At 51.2% G+C, this 21,561-nt stretch carries 17 protein-coding genes, 1 rRNA gene and 1 pseudogene; 7 read left to right on the top strand and 12 right to left on the bottom strand.

Annotation, left to right across the window (positions count from 1 at the left end; translation table 11 throughout):
• Nucleotides 1–72: 72 nt before the first annotated feature.
• Nucleotides 73–444, top strand: a complete 372-nt coding sequence (locus ABEB26_RS05845) for a hypothetical protein (RefSeq protein ID WP_345721039.1) — start codon at nt 73–75, stop codon at nt 442–444.
• Entirely contained in the window at nt 441–1,613 is a 1,173-nt protein-coding gene (gene metX / locus ABEB26_RS05840; RefSeq protein WP_345721038.1) for a homoserine O-acetyltransferase MetX, read from the top strand. Before ABEB26_RS05845 ends, metX begins: the two co-directional genes overlap by 4 nt.
• Nucleotides 1,614–1,667: 54 nt before the next feature.
• Here metX and ABEB26_RS05835 read toward each other — a convergent pair whose 3' ends face one another.
• From ABEB26_RS05835 to ABEB26_RS05815, 5 genes are all read right to left on the bottom strand, one after another.
• A complete protein-coding gene (locus tag ABEB26_RS05835) occupies nt 1,668–2,474 on the bottom strand; it encodes a DUF4388 domain-containing protein (protein ID WP_345721037.1) in 807 nt (268 codons plus the stop codon).
• A gap of 54 nt (nt 2,475–2,528) precedes the next feature.
• Nucleotides 2,529–3,104, bottom strand: coding sequence for a GTP-binding protein (locus tag ABEB26_RS05830; RefSeq protein ID WP_012188486.1), 576 nt, complete (start codon nt 3,102–3,104; stop codon nt 2,529–2,531).
• A 78-nt stretch (nt 3,105–3,182) separates the two neighbouring features.
• Nucleotides 3,183–3,677: a roadblock/LC7 domain-containing protein gene (locus tag ABEB26_RS05825; protein ID WP_012188487.1), complete on the bottom strand. Its 495-nt coding sequence runs from the start codon at nt 3,675–3,677 to the stop codon at nt 3,183–3,185.
• A 136-nt stretch (nt 3,678–3,813) separates the two neighbouring features.
• The gene (locus tag ABEB26_RS05820; protein WP_012188488.1) at nt 3,814–4,179 is read right to left on the bottom strand and encodes a roadblock/LC7 domain-containing protein; all 366 of its coding nucleotides are present in this window, start codon (nt 4,177–4,179) and stop codon (nt 3,814–3,816) included.
• A gap of 21 nt (nt 4,180–4,200) precedes the next feature.
• Entirely contained in the window at nt 4,201–4,539 is a 339-nt protein-coding gene (locus tag ABEB26_RS05815; protein WP_012188489.1) for a hypothetical protein, read from the bottom strand.
• A gap of 461 nt (nt 4,540–5,000) precedes the next feature.
• Here ABEB26_RS05815 and ABEB26_RS05810 point away from each other — a divergent pair, with 461 nt between their 5' ends.
• Nucleotides 5,001–7,970 carry a Kelch repeat-containing protein gene (locus ABEB26_RS05810; RefSeq protein WP_345721035.1) on the top strand — a complete coding sequence of 990 codons (2,970 nt, stop codon included), beginning with the start codon at nt 5,001–5,003 and terminating at the stop codon, nt 7,968–7,970.
• Nucleotides 7,971–8,349: 379 nt separating this feature from the next.
• Nucleotides 8,350–9,465 (top strand): annotated as a pseudogene (locus tag ABEB26_RS05805) (RNA-guided endonuclease InsQ/TnpB family protein).
• 86 nt (nt 9,466–9,551) lie between these two features.
• Here the strand turns inward: ABEB26_RS05805 and ABEB26_RS05800 are convergent.
• Nucleotides 9,552–10,019, bottom strand: a complete 468-nt coding sequence (locus ABEB26_RS05800; RefSeq protein ID WP_345721033.1) for an Hsp20/alpha crystallin family protein — start codon at nt 10,017–10,019, stop codon at nt 9,552–9,554.
• 125 nt (nt 10,020–10,144) lie between these two features.
• Here ABEB26_RS05800 and ABEB26_RS05795 point away from each other — a divergent pair, with 125 nt between their 5' ends.
• Complete coding sequence (locus ABEB26_RS05795) at nt 10,145–11,749, top strand: ATP-binding protein (RefSeq protein WP_345721032.1); 1,605 nt, start codon at nt 10,145–10,147, stop codon at nt 11,747–11,749.
• 105 nt (nt 11,750–11,854) lie between these two features.
• Entirely contained in the window at nt 11,855–14,107 is a 2,253-nt protein-coding gene (locus tag ABEB26_RS05790) for a glycosyl hydrolase family 28-related protein (protein WP_345721031.1), read from the top strand.
• A gap of 64 nt (nt 14,108–14,171) precedes the next feature.
• Here the strand turns inward: ABEB26_RS05790 and ABEB26_RS05785 are convergent, their stop codons facing one another.
• The 6 genes from ABEB26_RS05785 to ABEB26_RS05760 form a co-directional block, all read right to left on the bottom strand.
• Nucleotides 14,172–15,932: a hypothetical protein gene (locus tag ABEB26_RS05785; RefSeq protein ID WP_345721030.1), complete on the bottom strand. Its 1,761-nt coding sequence runs from the start codon at nt 15,930–15,932 to the stop codon at nt 14,172–14,174.
• 205 nt (nt 15,933–16,137) lie between these two features.
• A complete protein-coding gene (gene amaP, locus ABEB26_RS05780) occupies nt 16,138–16,974 on the bottom strand; it encodes an alkaline shock response membrane anchor protein AmaP (protein ID WP_345721028.1) in 837 nt (278 codons plus the stop codon).
• 6 nt (nt 16,975–16,980) lie between these two features.
• Nucleotides 16,981–18,774 carry a CHASE2 domain-containing protein gene (locus ABEB26_RS05775; RefSeq protein ID WP_345721027.1) on the bottom strand — a complete coding sequence of 598 codons (1,794 nt, stop codon included), beginning with the start codon at nt 18,772–18,774 and terminating at the stop codon, nt 16,981–16,983.
• Between the two features lie 10 nt (nt 18,775–18,784).
• Nucleotides 18,785–19,864 (bottom strand): LysM peptidoglycan-binding domain-containing protein, encoded by a 1,080-nt coding sequence (locus ABEB26_RS05770; protein WP_345721026.1) that lies wholly within the window; start codon nt 19,862–19,864, stop codon nt 18,785–18,787.
• A complete protein-coding gene (locus ABEB26_RS05765; protein WP_345721024.1) occupies nt 19,827–20,336 on the bottom strand; it encodes an RNA polymerase sigma factor in 510 nt (169 codons plus the stop codon). Before ABEB26_RS05765 ends, ABEB26_RS05770 begins: the two co-directional genes overlap by 38 nt.
• A gap of 100 nt (nt 20,337–20,436) precedes the next feature.
• Complete coding sequence (locus tag ABEB26_RS05760; RefSeq protein WP_345721022.1) at nt 20,437–20,892, bottom strand: hypothetical protein; 456 nt, start codon at nt 20,890–20,892, stop codon at nt 20,437–20,439.
• 571 nt (nt 20,893–21,463) lie between these two features.
• On the opposite strand from ABEB26_RS05760, the gene ABEB26_RS05755 reads away from it, so the two are divergent.
• Nucleotides 21,464–21,561 (top strand): 16S ribosomal RNA (locus ABEB26_RS05755); the annotation flags it as partial.

Raw genomic sequence — 21,561 nt, 5'->3', positions numbered from 1 at the left:
TGCGACCCTAACCGAAATTGTACGGGTGGATGCTCACCTGCTGTTGAGCATCCACAGACCAAGGAGTTCCCGATGTCGCATAATCATGATTTACTCAAGCCTTTACGCTCGGCTCATGGTGAGTTCGTTACAACCGTTCTTGCCCAGGCCAAAGCGGCAAATCCTGCACCGTTAGTTGAACAATTGGTAGCCCACAATCGCTGGGCTGTGGCACAACTCCGCGCCGTGCCACAGCGAGCTGGAGCAATGCCCCCTGCTTCTGGCACCATGGCTGATGTTAGTGGAATGCTAGCCGAATTGGCTGCGAGCTGTGCAGATTTGGGGGCGGCTGTCCGCGATTTACCAGCGGAAGCAGTTGAGTGCGGTTCAAGCATGGTCGATGCGATCATCGGGTACTATCACGAACAAACCGCCCGCTTGCGCCAAGGAGGTACGCGGCTATGACCGATACCGTCACCTTGGGCGATGTGCCGGCCGTTACCCAACCTGCTTGGGGACGGTCGGTTGGTTTTGTAACGCCCCAAGTGCAAATCTTCACTGAGCCGTTTCGCACTGCGAGCGGCGCTTTGATTCCAGCACCATGGCAACTAAGCTATGAAACCTATGGCAAACTCAATGCCGATCGCTCAAATGTGATTTTGCTGTGCCATGCGCTTTCGGGCGATGCTCATGCTGCTGGTCGCTATAGTGTTCACGATAGCAAGGCTGGTTGGTGCGAACCCTTTATTGGCCCTGGCCGTGCCTTTGATACTGAGCGCTATTTCGTGATTTGCTCAAATATTTTGGGTGGTTGTGGCGGCTCAACTGGGCCATCATCGTTGCACCCTCACACCGGAACCCACTGGGGCAGCCGTTTTCCAATCTTGACGATTGGCGATATGGTGGCGGCCCAAGTACGATTGCTTGATGCTCTAGGTATCGAACGTTTGCTGGCGGTGGCTGGTGGCTCACTTGGTGGCATGCAAGCGCTCGAATGGGCAGCGAGCTGGGGTGATCGGGTGCGCGGGGTGATTGCTTTGGCTACTACCGCACGTTCCTCGGCCATGGCTATGGCCTTGAGTGCCGCTGGTCGCCAGGCGATTGTTAGTGATCCCGATTGGCGTGGTGGCGATTATTATGGTACGGCTGGCCCAGTCAATGGCTTAGCCACCGCCCGCCGAATCGGCCATATCAGCTATTTGAGTGCTGAAGCCTTAGAAGAAAAATTTGATCGGCGCTGGCAGCACGAAGCCTCGCCACAATGGAGCCATCAGCCCGAATTTGCGGTCGAGAGCTATCTCGATTATCAAGGCCGAGCGTTTGTGCAGCGCTTTGATGCCAACAGCTATCTGGTAATTTCGCGAGCAATGGATTATTTTGATTTGGCTCAGCGAGCTGGTGGTTTGGCCACAGCGTTTGCCAACACCCAAGCGCGATTTTTCGTGGCGACATGGAGCAGCGATTGGCTCTACCCTGAGCGTGATGGTGAGCTTATTCGTCAAGCGGCGCAGGCAGCGGGACGAGCAGTTGTGCATTATCCGTTTCATAGCACCAAAGGCCATGATGCCTTTTTGCTTGAGGACGCTCAACTAACCCCGCCATTGATCGATTGGCTTGCCAGTTTAAGCGCCTAAAATAATCAACGCCCCGCAATTGCGGGGCGTTTTTGCTTGGAGATGGATGCTTACTTAGCGACTACCAAGGATGCGGACGGCCCGTTCGCGTAATTTATCGGCCAATTGCGTCGCATTCGGGCGACCAACCAACAAACGAATTGACTCCTCGAATGCGCTGATTGCGGCATGAACTTGCTCGTTGGAAGCGTTATTGGCGGTTGGCTCGATGCCAACTCGACGATAAGCCTCGGAGAGCAAGACACTCGCTGAATTCCCTAAAGCTCCACGGGCCATCTCCTCGAATTGAGGAAACAACGACTCAGCCAGATTCAGCTCTTTTTTTTCGATTAAACCATTGCGCAATAAATTTGCCACAATTTCGCACGAGCGAAACCAACCTAAACCAGTGCGTTCGGCGATCAAAGCAACAGTATTTTTGCCATTGATCATCGTCAGCACGCGCCATTCATCGGCAGCGAGATTAATATCTCGCGAACCGGTATCGGGATTTTGCACCAAGCGCAGGACGACATTAGTATTGGGCACAAACTGCTCAATTTCGGCCCAGCGATCTTGGCGATCGATCCCTTCCATAATGATCATCTCGTTGGATGAAGTAATTGTTGGCGGTGGCACAGCTTGTTCATAAAAGCGGAACTGACCTTCGTGGAAGGTAAAGAAGGTGAGGGCTGCTTCGAGCGGCTCCAAATTGCCAAGCGTTGCACCAGTAATCCGGCCATCACGAAAATACAGGTAGCCCTCAACCGATTCATCGCCTTGGAGCGCCTGAACATGAGTTGCGCCTGTTTTTTTACTCAAGTCAACGAGTTGAATCAGGTCGGAGATACTCAGATCTCGCAAATTACCTTCAAGTGCCATACGGTGACCCTACGGACAATAACTGGCAGGCGAAGCTGCCAGTTGAGACATGGTTTAGAGTTTGCTAATCACGAGTTTGCTAATGGCTTTGAGTGTATCGAATACACCTACGCCAGTGGTTGCGACGGCCTCATAGCGTTGCCAGCCCAACGGATTTAAATATTTATCCATGACTGGAGTAGGCAATGCGCCGGGCATATCACGTTTATTATATTGCAACACGATGGGGAATTCGCTGAACTTCTTGTTTTGGCGAGTGATATTACGGGCCAACTCTTGCAAGCTTTTGATATCTTCTTGGAGTTTATCACGTTGCGAGTCGGCGACGAAGACCACCCCATCGGCCCCATTCAGCACGGCGACGCGGGTGCGTTCGTACAAAATTTGGCCAGGAACCGTGTACAAATGGAAACGGGTTGAGAAACCGCGCACCTTACCAAGGTCGAGCGGTAGAAAGTCGAAAAAGAGCGTGCGTTCGGTCTCGGTTGCAATCGACAATAGATCGCCTTTTGCTTCGCGGGGTACTTGGCTGTGAATATACTGCAAATTGGTCGTTTTGCCACACATACCGGGGCCATAATAGACAATTTTACAGTGAATTTCGCGAACCCCTACGTTGATAATCGCCATAGGTCCTCTCAAAACATAGTCTGAAGCGTATGCTAAAAAACCCCAGACAGCAACCGACTAGGAAGGGTATATGCCAGCCTAGTCGCGGAAAAGCAAATCAATCGTATCTTCCATGGAAGTACGGAAATTGCTCCCCAACACTTCATCTCGCGATTTGTGTTGTTTCCGCACGCGCTCCAAGACGGAGGCGAGTTCTTCGGTCGCCTTTTTGGTCAAGACCTTCACCAGCCCAATGTGCGTACCCTTATTGAAAATAATGGTCAAAATCCATTGGTCATCGATCAAGGCGATAAAGAGATTTTCGCGCACACCTTGTTGCAAGAGCATGCGGAAATCCTTTTCACGCAACAGTTTCGCGATCTGTTGAGATGAGGCGAACGATCCGGCGATCAACGCGCCCAAGGCCGTGGTATCTTGGCGATTGCCATCACCCGAAGCGGCAATAACCTGGCCACTTTTGTCGAGCAGCAACGCATAGTTACCGCCAGTATCTTCCACAAGGCGCGTTAAACATTCGTCAATATGGGCGACTTCCTCTGGCGGAACAATTAAACTAGCTAGTTGTGGGTCCATACGTGCCACCTATCCATGGTCTGGAGTGCGAAGTATTTTCCAAGCAAAGACGAGCGATTACGGCTCATTATAGCACAGGACGTTCCAATATAACATGCTTTCTTGACGATTTTGCCAAAAATAGCCTGCTAGCTGCTTAGATCGCGGCCAAGGCTGCATCTAAGTTGGCACGATGGGCTTGAGCCATATAGCGTAACTTGCCTAACAGTTCGCGTGAACTGGTTAGTACGACCAGCATAGCATCGCTGCTGACTGGTTCGAGTAGGATCAAGCCTTGATCGTATTCGAGCACAGTTTGCACCGAGCCACCTTTGTTGATTTCCCGACCGAGCGCCTCAGCCATGGCCAAGCCATTCGATGCTACCGCGCAGATCGCGTCAACATCAACCCCAGAACGCGCTGAGCTTTCAATTAAAAGACCATCGGTTCCTGCAACCGCAGCGAGTTCTACGTTTTCCAGCGTGCGAAATTGATTTAGCACATCACGCAGTGTCTTGCTCATGGAGGTGTGCTCTCCTTCGAACTACGAGAATGAAGAATCCGAGGATCGTCGCCGTAATCGTGCCGTTGGTCGCGCTCGCAACCGTTTGAGGCGGCTACGGGCTTCTTTCGGCGGTCGCCCCGTTCGGATATTGCGCAGCGAATCAATTGTGGCAACTATCGCACGATCCGCCCAGCCATAAATCGTTGGCCGACTTTTGCTCAGCTCGTGAGCAAGTTGCGTGACGTTGGTTTTGTATTCAGGGTCGAAGGTGGCAAGGTTGATCCGCGCCGAGGCGATAATTTGGTGTATCTCCTCGTCGGTGAGTTGATAATCATTGATCAGTTTGCTGGCACGTTTACCCGCTCGATCAAATTGCATGCCATTTGCTCCTTTGGATTGCCGATGGAGCGCTCCTCTTCATGGTACAGACCCAACGTTGTGCTTTGGACGGATTGTGGTGGCTCATCTTAGCATAGGATAGACAGGGTGTCTAGAGGAGTTTGTAAATAGTAATACCTAGGACTTTTGGGGCATAAGCTAGCTTGTAATCAATCTAACGCGCTATTTTAGCCCTCTCACCCAGCGTAAGTCTTGACACTTTTTAATTTCAACATCCCCCACAATTAACCGTTAGTTGGGCACATTAACGCGCGAAGTCATACTGAACTGCGCCCAAAGTACTATGGGTATCATGGACAAAGCGTGGTATTATCGCTGCCATGAGATGATCAGGCTCGATCATGGAGGATCTTGCCTGACATTTATTGTGTTTAGCCTCATTGTCCTTTTTTATTCTACTAGCTTTTGTCGTTGTTAAACTTCGCGGAGGATTCGTTTTTATGGTCTTTTTCGCTCGTTCAAGGGATTTGTTGCCCCGCTTGCTGAGCGGGTTGCTGCTGCTGACCTTGATCATTATGGGGTTGTTGGTGCAGTCGCAAGCCGAAGCCCAAACTGCTCAACCACAGGCTATTGCCACCAGTGCCACAACGACGATGTTTAGTTGGCAAGATGGCGCAACTGTGCCGCAACCACGTTTTGAATCGCAAGGGGTCTTTGTCAATGGCAAGTTGTATGTAATAGGTGGCTTTATTAGTTGTTGTACCCAAATTAATGCCACTGATTTGGTCGATGTGTATGATTTGGCCAGCAATACGTGGCAACGGATTGCCAGTATTCCCGAGGCGATCAGCCACGCTCCAGTTGTTGCCGATGGCACCGATATTTATGTGCTCGGCGGTTATTTGGGCAATAACCCAGGCGGTAGCACCAACCACGTTTGGAAGTTGAACACAGTTACGAAAACGTGGAGCCGTGGCATCGATTTACCAGTTGCTCGCGGTGGCGCTGGCGCAGCAATTGTCAATCGGAAAATTTATTTCTTCGGTGGTGCTGTGCGTACCGCTGGCGTATTTGATGATACGGACTTCGGCGACCACTATATGCTCGACTTGAGCCTCGCCAACCCAACATGGGTTTCTCGCGCTGCCATGCCCAACCCTCGTAACCACACCGCCGCTGGGGTGGTCGATGGTAAAATTTACGCCGTCGGCGGTCAGCATGGCAAAGCCGAAGAATCTGCCAATCAGGCCGAGGTTGATCGCTACGATCCAGCAACCAATACCTGGACTCGCGTTGCTGATATGCCAATTCCCAAAGGCCATACGTCATCATCAACCTTTGGCTATCGTGGCCGTTTGTTGGTGATTGGTGGCTCGATCAATGGTGGTACGAGTGGCCTTGCTTCGGCTGATGTGCTGATGTATGACCCCAAAAGCGATGTTTGGATGAAGTTGGTTTCGTTGCCAGCCTACCGTAAAACCCCAGTTGCCGATGTTTGGAATAACCAACTTGTGGTGACGACTGGCGGCGGTTATGGCCAAACTGATACCACCTGGATTGGCAATTTGCCCGATTCATGGGAAGCGAACGGCACCATGCCTGTGCCACTGGGCGAGGTCGCCAGCGGGATTATCGGCAATAAAATGTATGTTGTCGGCCAAGGCAATGCCGCAACCTTGCGCTACAATTTGACGACTGGTAGCTATAGCTCAACCACCACCTTGGCCCAACGAGCTTTGCGTGGCAATCACCACGCCGCCGAAGTGATCAACGGTAAATTCTATTTATTTGGTGGTCTCGATAATAGTAGCGATGGTAAAGTCCAAATCTATGATCCGGTGTCCAATACATGGGCTATGGGCGCAGATATGCCGTTTGCCGCTGGGGCTAGCTCCTCAGCCGTGATCAATGGTTATGCCTATGTTGCTGGCGGAATTATCAACGGCAGTACAACCACGCGGGTTGCCCGTTATGATCCAGTGGCGAACACGTGGACTGAAGTTGCTGCTATGCCACGAGGCCGCAATCACGCTGCTTCAACGACTGATGGTAACAAATTGTATGTCTTTGGTGGGCGTGGGCCAGGCAGCGGCGATGGTAATAATATTGCCAATGGCTTTGATACGGTCCAAATTTATGATCCTGTTGCCAATTCGTGGCGCTCAAGCATGACCGATGCCACGATTGCGCCGTTGCCGCAAGCCCGTGGTGGCATGGGTAAAGCCGTTTATTTTGACGGCGAGTTTTATATTTTTGGCGGCGAAACGCTTGATGGCGCAGGTGCAGTCACTGGTAACGTGTATGATCGGGTTGATATTTATAACCCAATTCTCAACCGCTGGCGCACTGGCTCACCCATGCCAACTGCCCGCCATGGCATCTTCCCCGTGATTAACGGCGGACGAATTTATATTGCGGGTGGTGGCACGGTTGCAGGCTTTAGCCAAACCAACATCACTGAAATTTATAACCCAGGGATTGCTAGCGACGAAAATGCCCACCTTGAAAGCAATGGTCAGGTTGGCTTCGATTCTGAGCAAGTCCATGGCAATACCGCCCGTGGTCAGTGGTCGTGGCAAACCCGCAATGATGTTGATCGGCCTGGCTTCAGCGGCAACAACTACTTTGCCGTCTTGCCCAATACTGGCACGCTTTCGGATACCAACTACACCACCATGGCTCCCCAGCTCGATTATCGCGTGAAGTTCACCACGCCTGGCACTTATTATGTGTGGCTGCGTGGCTGGGCCGATAGCGGCGGCGATAATTCGGTGCACATTGGCCTGAATGGCCAGCAATCAAGCTCATCGGATAAGATGACCTTGCCAATTTTCAGTGCTTGGCGTTGGTTCCGCGATACAACTGATGGTGTGCCTTCAACGATTACTATTCCAAGCGCTGGGGTTTATACCCTGAATTTGTGGATGCGTGAGGATGGTTTCCGCGTTGATCGCTTGTATCTGACGACTGATGTTAATTTTGTGCCAACTGACACCCAATTAACCCCAACTCCGACGACTGCGCCAACCGTGACGGTGAGCAATCCAACCGCGACCAACACCGCGACGGCAACCAATACCGCAACCAATACGCCAACTAACACACCTACAACGGTTCCGCCAACTGCGACCGATACGGCGACGGCGACCGAAATTCCAACTAATACGCCAACCGCCACGACGGTTCCGCCAACGTCAACTGATCTGCCAACTGCGACCAATACGCCTGAACCGTCAACGACTGAGCCAGCGACCAACACGCCGACTCCGACGATTACGGTAACGGCAACCAATACTACCACTGCAGTGCCAACGACGGCGGTTCCGACGACGGCAGTGCCAACGGTAACCGAAACGCATACACCGACGGCAACTGTTACGATGGGCACGATTACCCCAAGTGAAACGCCAACCGCGACAGTTCCAACGAATGAAACGCATCGAGTCTATCTACCTTGGGCTTCTAAATAAGCAAAAAGCCCTGTGCGCAGCTAGCGCACAGGGCTTTTGCTGTTTTTAGGATTTATATAGAACACTGCAGAACACCCCGCCCCAAGACCCATGCTATGGAGACCCGTGCGGGATGCATGCGTGCCAGTTCTAACGAAGAGACGTTAACTGTTTCGTGAATATCAATCAGGTGTAGTTCAGTTTTTTTTGACTGCGTGAAATATACGCTATCGTATGCAGTCAAAAAAACGGCCATTATCGCGTATAATAGCCGTTGCTATGCCTTCCTTGGTTCAGCGTAGCCATGCCCTCGATTGTTCCAGGAATACGAGGGCTTCTTAATCTCCTACCGAAACAACTGTGAACAAATCTCCCACATCACAATTAAGGAAGCCGAACGATGCGAATCGTGATCCGTTGCTACAAATACCGTCTTCAACCCACGCCTGCCCAAGTCGGAACTTTGGTCCAGTGGGCTGGTTGCCGACGCTTCGTCTGGAACTGGGCATTGCACTGCAAGCAAGCCCAGTTCCAAGCAACAGGTCAACGGTTGAGCTATCAACAGCTTGGAGCGATGCTGGTTGATCTGAAACGCCAGCCCAAAACGGCCTTTTTGCGTGATTGTCATTCGCAACCGTTGCAACAAAGCCTGATGGATTTAGAAACGGCCTTTACCAACTTTTTCGCCAAACGCGCCAAGTATCCGCGTTTCAAATCACGCAAAATCACGCCGCACAGCCTCCGCTTCCCGCAAGGTGTGGTCGTGGTTGATGAACGTACCATCAGCGTGCCAAAAATCGGGCAAATGCGAGCAATCATTCATCGCCCCTTGCAAGGCAGAGCAAAAGGTGCAACAATCAAACAAGCTGCAACGGGCGCATGGTGGGTTGTATTTGTCTGTCATATTGAGCGCCCTGATACTCCGCTCACAGCTGATCGGCCTGTGGGCATTGACGGAGGGCTTGAATCCTTCACGACATTGCACACAGGTGAAAAGACTGCACCCCCGAAGTTCTACCGCCGGAGCCAGAAGAAACTTGCCCACGCTCAGCGGAAACTCGCACGCGCCCAAAAAGGTAGCAACAATCGCGCTAAAGCCCGTAAGCGCGTCGCCCGTATTCACCAGAAAATTAGTAACCAACGCACCGATTGGCTGCATAAGCATGCATTAGATATTGTTCAATGATTCGACGTGGTGTGCATCGAAGACCTGAATATTAAAGGCCTTGCGAGAACCAAGCTGGCTAAATCATTCAGTGATGCCGCCCTGAGTACCTTCATGCAAATGCTGCACGATAAAGCGGAATGGCATGGCCGACAAGTCATCAAGATTGGGCGGTTCTACGCCTCATCGAAAACCTGTCATCACTGCCAGATCAAAATCACCTTGACGTTAGCAGATCGCGTGTGGACATGCCCCTCCTGTGGCGCGATCCATGATCGCGATAAGAATGCGGCAATCAATATTCTGAACGAGGGGCTACGCCTGCTTGCCGTTGGGACGACGGAAAGCTAAAACGCTGCTCGAGATGGAGTAAACCCAGCGAAATGCTGGTAGCCGTCGTTGAAGGCAGAAGCCATGCCCCTCGTGGGCGTGGTGGTTCACTTATTAACTTCGAGTTCTTTGGCTGAGCCAACCTGTACGCTAATTTTACGTGGCTTGACTTCTTCAGCCTTTGGAACATCAAGCCGTAGAATGCCATGTTCCAAAGTGGCGCTAATTTGGTCGCCCTTGACCAGCATTGGCAAGTTGATCGAGCGGCTGAAGCGGCCATAGCGGCGTTCGGTGCGATGAGCGGTGGTGCCTTCGCTTAATTTTTGGCTGCGAACTTCACCGCTGATCGTTAATACATTTTCTTGCAATGTAATATCAAGATCTTCAGCTTTGAGACCAGGCACGGCAGCTTCAACGATATAGCTATTGGCATTTTCCAAAACGTTCATATCAACACTCAAACCGGTGCGCATTGCAGCAGATGGAGCAACAAAGCTTTCTTCGAACAAACGGCTCATTGCATCGCGCAAGCTGAGGGCTTCTTCAACTGGTGACCAACGATTGATAGTTGCCATTGTGGTATTCTCCTTGCAATAAAGATTTTGTTTTTGCTGTCGATGTCGTCTGCATCAATCAATTTCGTAACTGTTTGTATAATACTCTGGCAGTGTTAGAACAACGTCTATGGAGCGTTAGAGCCATGTTAGAGCCTCAGGATCTGCGATTACGCCAACGTGATTATTTATTGCGTTTGATGCGGGCAATGGCTGCCCAGCTTGATGCTGAGCCGTTGCTCAATCTGGTGATCGCCCAAGCAGTCGAGTTGTTGGCGGGTAATTATGGCTTGATCGCCTTGTACAATCCCAATCAGCGGCTCGAAATTCGCGCCGCCTATGGGCTTACTCCCAGTTTGTGGTCGGCCTTCGATGAAATTTTGCATGTTTTACAAAGTGAAGGCCCTCAATCAAGCCACATGTCGGCAGAATTAAGCAAGCTGGCGAATGCCTTGAATGTGCCGTTGCGCCAAGTTGTGGCCTTGCCAATGGTTACCGGCGATCAGCAATTGGGCATGATGTTGGTGTTGCGGGCAGCGCTCAATGTGGGTTTTACCGCTGATGATCGTCAATTGCTCAGCGCTTTTGTTGATTTTGCGGCGATTGCGGTCAATAATTCGCAACTCTATGCCGAAGCAATTGCTGAACGTGGGCGGCTCGATGCAATTATCGAATCGAGCGCCGATGGCATGATGATGCTCGATACCCGTTGGCGAATTACCCGTTTCAACGCGGCCATGGAGCGCTTGACTGGTTGGTCGCGTGAAGAGGCTTTGGGGCGACCATGCGCCGAAGTATTGGCAATTCACAACCAGCAAGGGGTCAATATTTGCTTAACTGCCTGTCCATTGCAACTCTTCCCCGATAATGATCATCCTTCGGTTGAGGGTTGGGTGACTCATCGCGATGGTCATGAGATTTATGTTGGCTCATCGTATAGCGTGGTACGCGAGCCAACGGGCCGTTTTGGCGGGGCAATTGCCAATATTCGCGATATTACCAAGCAAAAACGCGATGAGCAGCAGCAATCGACCTTTATTTCGGTGATGTCGCATGAATTAAAAACCCCAGTTGCGATTATCAAAGGCTACGCTAGCACGCTCAGCCGCACCGACGTAAAGCTCAACAAAGCTACCAAAGCTGAAATGTTGACAGGCATCGAAGAAGAAGCTGATCGCTTGGCACGATTAATTGGTGATTTGCTGGAAGTTTCGCGCATGCAGGCGGGTGGCTTGCGTTTGCATCCAGCGCCATTTGATCTGAGCGATTTGGCTGCTGATGTGGTAGCCGCCTTTGCCGCGACAGTTGATCAGCGTTTTGAATTTCAACTACGCTTCGAGCCAAAACTGCCGCATGTCTATGCCGATCAAGAGCGGATTCGCATGGTGCTCTCCAATTTAATCTCAAATGCAATTAAATATTCGCCCGAGGGTGGCGTGATTCGCCTAGGCGGCTGGCCGGAGAATGGCCATGTGCTCAGCTATGTGACCGACGAAGGTATTGGCATTGCCCAAGAGGAATTGCCTAAATTATTCGCGCCATTTTATCGGGTCGATAATCGCTTGGCCCGTGAAACTCAGGGCGCTGGCTTGGGTTTGTATCTGACTAAATCGATTATTGAGGCTCATGGTGGCCGCATGTGGGCCGATAGCACGCTGGGCAAAGGCTCGCGCTTCTATTGGACCTTGCCAATTGCCCCGCCTAGCCTGCCCGATGTTGAGCCAAGTGTGATTTTGGCTAATGGAGAGTAATTAAAAATATTAACTATAACTGTACTATAGCTGAACATTCCTAAGCAATTGGCTCGCTATACTGGAGGCCAGGTAGCGGGCTATTTTTAATTAAGGAGTGGATGGATGTCTCAGCGACGTAAGCAAGTATTTGGTAGTTTGTTGCTGCTGATCGCGATTATTATGGCCAACTTGGCGGTTGGTTCAGCTTCAGCCGTGACCTATGTACGGATTAAGAATCGTTGGCAGAATACTTATCTCTACGAAACCAATAGCCAGGTGCGCTATGGCTCGCCGAATATTAACGATCAAAGTTCGCATTGGGTGATTGAGGATTATCAAGGAGCTAAGCGGCTCAAAAATCGGGCAACTGGTCACTATATGGCGATTGAACATCAACTTGAAGCAGTTGAGAGTATCACGATTGCCGATGTGTGGGAGAGCGCACGTTGGGTAATCGAGGCGGCTCCCGATGGCGCGAGTTATATTCGCAGCGCTTGGCATAGCTGGGAATATATTCATGTTGAAAATCAATTGGGTTTTGCCCAGCACGGCAGCATTTATCCTGCTTGGCAAAGTGCCCAATGGTGGATTGAAACAGTTGCTACCGGAACCCCGACCAGCACGCCAATTCCGCCGACGCGCACGCCTGCCCCACCAACCAACACGCCGATTGCCCCAACTGCTAGCCCAATTGTGCCAACCAGCACGCCGCAGCTCCCAGCCAATCGTGGCGCAACTGTGCCATGGATCGAATATGAAGCTGAAACAATGGCGACCAACGGCACAATTTTGGGGCCAAGCCGAACCTTCGGCAATCTGGCAACTGAATCATCGGGCCGCCGCAGCGTCGAACTCAACAGCACTGGTGAGTTTGTGCAATTTACCAGCAACACCACGGCCAACTCGATTGTGGTGCGCTATTCAATTCCTGATGCGGCCAATGGTGGCGGGCTTGATGCTAGCCTGAGTTTGTATGTTAACGGCGTATTTCGCCAAAAATTGGGATTGACTTCGCGCTATGCTTGGGTCTATGGCGGCGAAACCAGCAGCTTGAATAACCCAAGTGCTGGCGGCGCACATAACTTTTTCGATGAAGCACGAGCCTTGGTTGGCGACATTCCTCAAGGTGCAACGATTAAATTGCAAAAAGATGGCGACGATCAAGCAGCATTTTATGTAATTGATTTGGTTGATTTGGAGCAAGTTGGGGCCGCCCAAACCCAGCCTGCTAATTTTCTTTCGCTGACTGCCGATTGTGGTGCGACCGCCAACGGCGGCGGCGACGATGGTCAAGCCTTGCAAAATTGTATTAACACTGCCCGTGCTCACGCGAAAGGCGTGTGGATTCCGGCGGGCACGTTTGATTTGCGCTCCCAAATTCAAAGCGACGCAGGCATTACCATTTCCGATGTGACCGTGCGCGGGGCTGGCATGTGGTATTCGGTGCTGCGTGGGCCGTGGGCACGTTTCCATTGCATTGGTAATAATTGTCGTTTTTACAACTTTGCGATCACTGGCGAGGCCGTGACCCGCAACGATGGCGCTGCTGAAAATGCCTTCAATGGCAGCGCTGGCTCAGGCTCGCGGGTGGAGAATGTTTGGGTTGAGCATACCAAAGTTGGCTGGTGGGTTGGCTCGGATAACCAGGCAGCGCCAACCGATGGATTGGTGATTACAGGCAGCCGGTTTCGCAACTTATTTGCTGATGGCGTGAATTTGTGCAATGGCTCAAGCAACTCGGTGGTCGAAAATAGCCACTTCCGCAGCACTGGCGATGATGCATTGGCTTCGTGGTCGCCCGCCGCTCATGGTCCAGTGAATATTGCGAATACCTTCCGTTTCAACACCGTGCAATTGCCGTGGCGAGCCAATTGTTTTGCAATTTATGGTGGCCAAAATATGCGGGTTGAGGATAATATTTGCGCCGATGTGGTTACTTATCCTGGTGTGCTAATTGCCCAGCAATTCGATTCGCATCCATTTGGCGGCTTTATCAGCGTTCAGCGCAACTCGTTGATTCGGGTGGGTGGGCCGATGTGGAACCAACAGCATGGCGCGTTGAAAGTCCACACCGATCGTGGGCCAATCCCAGGCTTGACCGTCAACGACATCTTGATCGAAAGTCCAACCTTTGCTGGGATTCACCTGCAAGGCTCAGATGGCGGCATCACTTCGGCAACGTTACAAAATGCCAGCTTCAGCAATATTCGAATTAATAATGCTGGAACCTATGGCTTGTTGCTGAATGCCAATGCTCGTGGTAATGCTACATTTAGCAATGTGGTAGTGAGCAATCCGGCTAATGGCGGCTTGAACAACCAAGCGCCTGCTAATCAATTTACGATTAATCGGGGTACTGGCAATAGCGGTTGGTAATCTGAGTTAAATCCAAAGGCCGCGTCAAGCGACGCGGCCTTGCTTATTTTAGCTGGGAGCGAGTTTAACGTACAACGAATGGAGTGAAAATGCTGTAGCGCTCGATTTGAGCATCGGTTGGGCCGATCATGCTCAAATTATTATTGGCATCGACTTCAACCAACCAATAGTAATAATGCACATTTGGCTCAGCGTTGGTATCGAGCCATTGATAGTTGCTTTGCGCACCTAAGGCTGGAATCAAGCTATCAGTCACTTGAACGGCGGTTGCTGGATCGTCGCTGGTGCTACGATAAATATGGAAGCCTTGGGTTTCAAATTCATGGCTGGTAGTCCAGCGCACCTGAATAGCATCGACCCGTACCAAGGCCGTGAAACCAACCACCGTTACCGCAGTTGGATTGACCAAATCGCTATCACTGGCGTTCAATGGTTGGAACACATTGTTCAAGGTATCGTTGAAGGTCAAGGTAACATTATTGACCACCGGAACCGTGGTGATTGGATCGTTGACGGTTACTTGAACATTCAGTGTGCCAACTTCGCCTGGGCGAACCATTTCGGTGATATTGAAGGTCACCACGCCAGCAGCATGGCTACATGTGCCAGTAAATGGGGCGTTAATCGCACAACTAACAAAGGTTGTATCAGGTGGTAAATTATCGGTTAAGGTAACATTGGTAGCACTGCCAGGTGTGGCTGTGCTGTTTGAAGTATTGGTAAAGGCGATGGTGTAATTGAGCGTATCGCCTGGCAAGACCAAGGTCACGCCATCGGTTTTGCTCAAGGCCATCACCGGAGTTGGTGGCTGTTCGTAGTAGGCTGGCGTGCCAGTTTGGCCTTCTTGGATAAACTGGTTGTGATTGCTGGTACAGGTTACGATCCGCCACCAGCCCGAAACCGGATTGTTGATGGTATCGCCGACGCGGGTTGCTAAAGTTGCACCAGTGCCATTCCAAATTTGATCGTTGCTCAGGCTGCCCACGATGCCGCCGCTATTGCCCATAGGCGTGTAACTCGCATCACCAGGCGCGTAGTAGCGTACTCGGCGTACATTATCGATATCAAAATTATTAAAGCTAACGGTGGGCTGACCGGGGGTTACATATTCATACAAAGTTAAACATGTGGCGACAACATCTGCCGCACCAGCATCGTGTTGGAACGAAGCCTGGCGCATCCCAAGGGTAATTTCATCGCCAGTGCCAGCGACACCATCGAAATTATCGGTGTTGGCTGGGGGGGCATTATTGGCATCAGCGTCGTTATCGCGACCAACTCGCAAGCGCCAACCATTTTCATCGTTGCCCGAAGTGGCTGAACGCAAAACATACGTACCACAAGTGACAGGTGCTGCAATCGTATAGAAGCGCAACCATGCCTCAGGCGTGCTAGCAGGCACAAAGGTTTGTTGATGCAGACTGCCAGCCGCACCTGGGCCAGGCGTTGCTGGAACAACAATCGGCGTGCCTGCTGTATAAAACTCAAATTGAGTATTATCGTAAACCCCACCGCGAATTTCGTCGCTGAGGGTGGCATTGCTATTCATTTCAGGGCTAAAGATATCGATATGGACTGGCTCAGTGCTCGGCCAAGCACATGGAATATCAACTGTAAAGTAATGATAACCATTACCTGCGCCTGCCAGACTGTTGGTGTACCAATCGCCGTTATTCAGGGTGTTGGTAGGCCCATTAGTTTGGAGATACACCGACGCGCCTGTTGGCGGAATTTCGACGGCTTTGGTTGGTGTGACTAACACTCCCAGCAAAGCCACAAGGCTGAGTAGTGCGAGGCGTTGATAGCGAAAGTGCTGCCGACCCATAAAAACTCCTTGGCGGGTGAAAAGAACGAAATGTGCTGCGAACAAATTAACGACATTTGAAAAATAACAGTAATGGTTGGGTAAAGGCCGTAATAAGTCTAGCGTATTGTATGCAATCAATAGTCCTTTTGCCATCCCCCACGAGAGGCAACTTGAGGCGTAATTATAGGACTAAATTCCCACTAAAGCCACTATGCCTAGATAGTTACTCAATAATTTGGCTGGTCACCCGTAGTTCGTAGACGCTTAGACGGAAGTCATCTGCCACAATCGTGTGAATTAAGCGCTCGACGTTGGCTATAGTGCTCGGGACTGGCGCGGTCTGTTCGAGAAATAATTGCACAAACACACTTGCCCCATCAGGGTGATAACCCAATACCACTTCGAGATCAACCACGTTAGGCTGATTCAAAATGCCTCGTTCTAGGCGACGGCGCAGCTCACGTAGATCCCAAGCTGGTTGGCGTGGGTCGAGTTCGGGAGCCGAGCCAGCCTCATGTTGTTGGCTGTGGGGTGCATTCGGGTAAGGTTTAGTTTTGACCTTACTTTTGAGCGTTAAAATTGCCACGCCCAAGCGCTCTTCAACTTCTTCGCGAATGTTTTGGTGGACATACGCCAAGGTATCATTTAAATGCGCGGTTGGGTGTAGTTCAAGTTCGGTGTAAATCGCCACGCCCTCGCCATACCCTTGAACTTGAGCTTTGGCGCTGCGCACATCGAGCGCCTGCCCAAGCGCTTGATCAACTGCCCGCTGAACGGTTTGCAAATCGAGTTGAGCAGAGCCTGAGCCAGTATTGCGCACTGGTACATATTGACTTTGGCGAATAAACATCTGAGCCAAGGCTAAACCAAGCAGCAGCAAGCCCCCAATGCCTGCCACAATTCGCGTGGTTGTACTATAAATTAACGCTTGAGCACGCAAATATTGGAGCGAACGCAGGGCCAAATCAAAGCTTTGCAGCGGTAAGAGCGCAATCGTAATGGCCAAGACGGCTAAGGCCAAGGCAATTATTGTCATCGCTAAACGGTTAAATCCTTGCATGTGCGCTTACTCGGCTACTACAATGGCGGCAATTTCTAGCGGGGCTTCCTTGCCCTTGAGTGCCAACGGACCAATCGGCTGAATCAGGCTTTGCAAATCGCCTAAATCTTCGGCAAGCGTGTCAGGGCCAAGATAAATCGTGTTGGCTGGAGCTGCGCCACATAAGCGGGCTGCGACATTGGTTACATCGCCAATCACGCTATAATCGTAACGCTCATGGGCTCCAACATTGCCTACCACACCAATTCCGGTGTTGATCCCAGCTCCAAACGAGGCTTGAGCGGGTAAGGCTTGGGCCGCAGCTGAACGATTAAAGGCCACAATTGCCTCTAATGCTGCCACTGCGCCGCGAATGGCCCGTTGAGCATGATCGGGCTGGGCGACTGGCGCGTTGAAAATCGCCATGGCTTGATCGCCTGCATATTGGTTGAGCGTGCCGCCATGATCAATTAATGCCTTGGCGATCAGATTCAGGTAGGTATTGATAATCTGCATCATGGCTTCTGGCGGCAAGCGCTCGGATAAATTGGTAAAGCCGCGCATATCCATAAACACAATGCTGACTTCGCGACGTTCGCCCCCAAGTTGTAATTGACCACGCTCAGCAGCCTTCAATAGCTCGCTGAGCACGCTGGGCGGGGTACGTTTGGCAAAAAGTTCGAGCACTTGGGTATGATCTTGGCGTTGAAGCTGGTTTTGCACCAACAGCATCACCAAGCCAGTTAAGCCAATTGCCAACAATGGGCTAGCCAAGTCGATGCGCAAAAATTGTTGTTGCAAAGCACTGACTGCGCTAATCAGCATCACGCTTGTCCCTATCACCATGCCACTAAATAGCAGCCATGGCCGCCGAATCATGGCGATTAACGTTAGGGCTAGCACTAAACCAAGCTTAATGATCCGCCGACTGCTGGAGCTTTGTTCACGCAGCGCATTGGCGTTCAAAATTGTGCCAATCGCGTTGGCATGAATTTCAACACCATCCATTAATGGGCTGGTGGGGGTGGTGTAGCGGTCGCCGAGGGCTGCAGCGGTTGAGCCAATCAGCACGATTTTATCATTGAATAGTGCTGGATCAACCTCACCGTTGAGCACTGCTAGCAAACTAACTTGTGGGTAGGTTTGGCTTGCGCCAGCATAATTTAACATAAAGCTAGAATTATTGACCGGAATTACTACACCATTAGTGAGGGTTGTGGCCGTTGGCTCAATCTGCAAACCTGCTGGTAGATGCCACCATGCTTGAGCACTAACTAGCGCAATCGCAGGATAGATGGCAGCCTGATCATAGTGGGTTTGGATGCGCCGCACGACACCATCGGGGTCAGCAATAATGTCGCTATGGGCCAACACCACATTACCAGTGGCCAATTGCGGTGCTGGCTGAATCATTTGGTTGGTCTGGTTATCGCGTGAGACCGCCAAAATTGGGTGCTCCAAAGGCGCAAGGGCTTGAGCAAACGCTTGGTCACCAGCAGGGTTGGCCCCAGTAAATAGCATATCAAAGACGATCACCCGCGCAGATTGTAGCTTATCCAATAAATGGGCATAGATGCTGCGATCCCACTCGGTCAGCCGCCCAAAGCCTGTCTCATTGCTGAGCGCTTGATCATCGATGGCGACAATGATGATTGCTGGTTGCGGGTTATGGCTGGCTAGCCGGCGCACCAACAAATCGGCGGCTGAGCGATCGAGTTGTCTGCGCCAAGCCCAGCTATCGCTTAGCAAGAGGGCTAGCAAACATGCCAGCCCAGTTGCGCTAAACCAAACTCCACGGCGAATTTGTTGCGAACGTAGCACCAAACTGCTCCTATGGCTGCGGAATAATCAAGGTTAACCCAATTGGAATCTCATCGCGATCACGGATGATCGGGTTGGCGTTGACCAAGGCATCGGGTGTGATTCCAAAGCGTTGGGCAATGCCATTGATTGTATCGCCAGCTTGGGTAATGTAAAGCTGTGGTGTGACCGTTGGCGTTGCGCTTGGCGTGCTGGTTGGCGTTGCCGTCGCTGTGGCCGTCGGTGTTGGTGTGCTGGTTGGCGTATTAGTTGGCGTTGCTGTCGCCGTTGGCGTTGGGGTATTGGTCGGGGTGGGGGTTGGCGAAATTTGCGGCTCGACCACCAACGGCTTGGATTGTTCGGCTAATAATTGTTCGCCAGCCCGCACAAACACCGTTTGACCATCCATTGCGACTTGCACATTGCCCTTGTCGGTGGCATAAAAGGTCGTGGTATTATTGCGCGATTCGACAGTGAACTCTGTGCCACGGACTGAAGCTGCCGACGATGGTGTTTCAACCTCAAACTGATCATTTGGCCCAAGCAAGCGTTTGACCCCGTTGAGAGTCCGGCCAAACCAAACTTTAAGCCGAATTTGCTGGCCACCATTTTCACTATCCATGGTTTCAAGGGTCATGCGGGCATTGGCTTGCAATGCAGTGGTTTGGCCATCGAAATAGGTAATTAATGCCCGACCTGTTTCAGTTTGAATTGTATCGCCTGGCTCTAAAATAGTTACATCGCCAGCATTCAAACGTCGTTCAGTGCCAGTACGCAGGTTGTTGATTACAGCAGTGCCATCGAAAATTTGGACACTGGCATTATGCGGCACGTTTGGAGCCGATGTGGCTAAGGTGGCGTAGGCAACAAAAAATAAAAGAGCAGTTGCCACAATTAATGCAAAAATTTGCGCCCGACTCCATTGCCATTGCCAAATTCGGCGTTTGGTTTTAGGGGCTTTGCGCCGATCGCGGGTTGGCTGAAGCGGACGAACTTGCTCAAGCTGTTGATCAAGTGTTTGATTGATTGCTTGTTGTTGACTAAGACTAAGCTGTTGTTCAGGCAAGGCCTGATTAATCGCCTGCTGCAGCTGTTGCTTGGTTGATGCCATAAAATCCCTCTGCCACAGCAAACTTGAGCCGTTGTTGGCCTTGCTGTAATAGTTGTTCAGTTGCGCGTTGAGTTCGACCAAGAATTTCAGCAATAGTCGCAACCGATTCATTGTGGCGTAGATGCAACAATATTGCCAAATGCATCGCCTCGGGTAAGCGTTGTAACTCGCTAATCATACTAGCTGTTTGGGGCGCATGACCATTATCTCGCCAATGATCAAGAATTACATGACAGCTGATGGTGTAGAGCCATAAACGCAGCCCCAACCGTTGATCGACACTGTGAATAGTTCGAATCGCGGTTGCCCAAACTTTGTTAACAATGGTTTGGGCAGGAACAGTTTGATAAACTGCCCCCCATGCCAAATTATAAAGCTCGCCTGACCACTGCTCGGCCAGCATGCGCCAAGTTTGTTGATCGCCACGTTGTAATAAGGCGATGATTGCTGAATCGTTTGGTGGTTGAGCCATTGGCTAATACCCATCACTTTCGCACAAACTGAACAAAAAGAATCACGTCGAGCATTTGTGCTGACGTGATCGTAGAAGAATGACATTACGGGATTGCTAACTAGCCTTCGCGAGCACGCCGCACCGCAGCATTAAAGCCAGCTTCATCACGATTAATCAGCTTGCGATTTTCGCTGGTTTCCTCGAATTTGGGGCAGCGTACCGCCAAATAAGGGGCAGTATGTGGATCAACACCCATCACACAAGGCACATGCAAGCCAACTCGAAAATGGCTACAATCGCGGCAATCGCGGGCACGGCGGGGGTCGCCGCCAGTTTCATTGTAGTGTTCGGCCAGTGCGCCAATGCTCTCGTAGAGCAACTGCACTTGGCGGCGCAAATCTTCGAGCGCCAAATTAAAGGCATTATCGCGGTCGTTGAGGCGTGGGCGACGAATTAAGCCATCGTCTGGTTGGCGTGGTGGGGGCGTTGGGCGTGACGCATCATTACTACTCATGGATTCCTCCTTGGGCGCTTGCGGCGATGCTTTATCGCGCCCCAGCCAATTATCCAACATGCCATGCTCCTTCAGCAATAGGCTCGCACTGGTGATTATTTGGTATTTTAGCACTCACCAACAAGGGGGAACCTTTAGTAAGGATGACATTAAGAGCATAGAACATACAGCATAGAGCATACAAACGCTGCTTCGCGCTCTTCGTGGTTTCGGTCAGGTTCGTGGGATTTGACAACGGTGGCGAACGGTGGTAGAATCCCCGGGCTGTCAACGCATGACTGACACACATCAGTCACGACACACCAACCTGCTGAACTCCGCCCACAGCGACCGATTTGACAAAACTTGGCGGCTGTGGTAGAATCCACAGGCTGTTGACCGGCAGCACGATGTTTGCTCAACATCACACAATTTGGTGACAGTGCTCCGCTCCGATGCTCTGCTGCATCAGCGGATTTTTTATCGCCAAAATCGCACCTTTCCAACTGATGGGTGCTGCGTCCGCAGCACATTCCATGCATCATAGTTTTTGTTTTTTTGTCACCGTCAATCGCTTCGGTAGGGATCTACCAAGCAGAGCCACCGTTCTCCGGCTCATTAAACAAGGAGAACACGCAGTGACCACGGTCACTTGTCGGCGAGTTTGATCCTGGCTCAGGACGAACGCTGGCGGCGTGCCTAATGCATGCAAGTCGAACGCATTCTTCGGAATGAGTGGCGCACGGCTGA

Source organism: Herpetosiphon gulosus, from assembly GCF_039545135.1.
GTDB lineage: Bacteria > Chloroflexota > Chloroflexia > Chloroflexales > Herpetosiphonaceae > Herpetosiphon > Herpetosiphon gulosus.
This window is presented reverse-complemented; position numbering and strand designations above follow the sequence as displayed.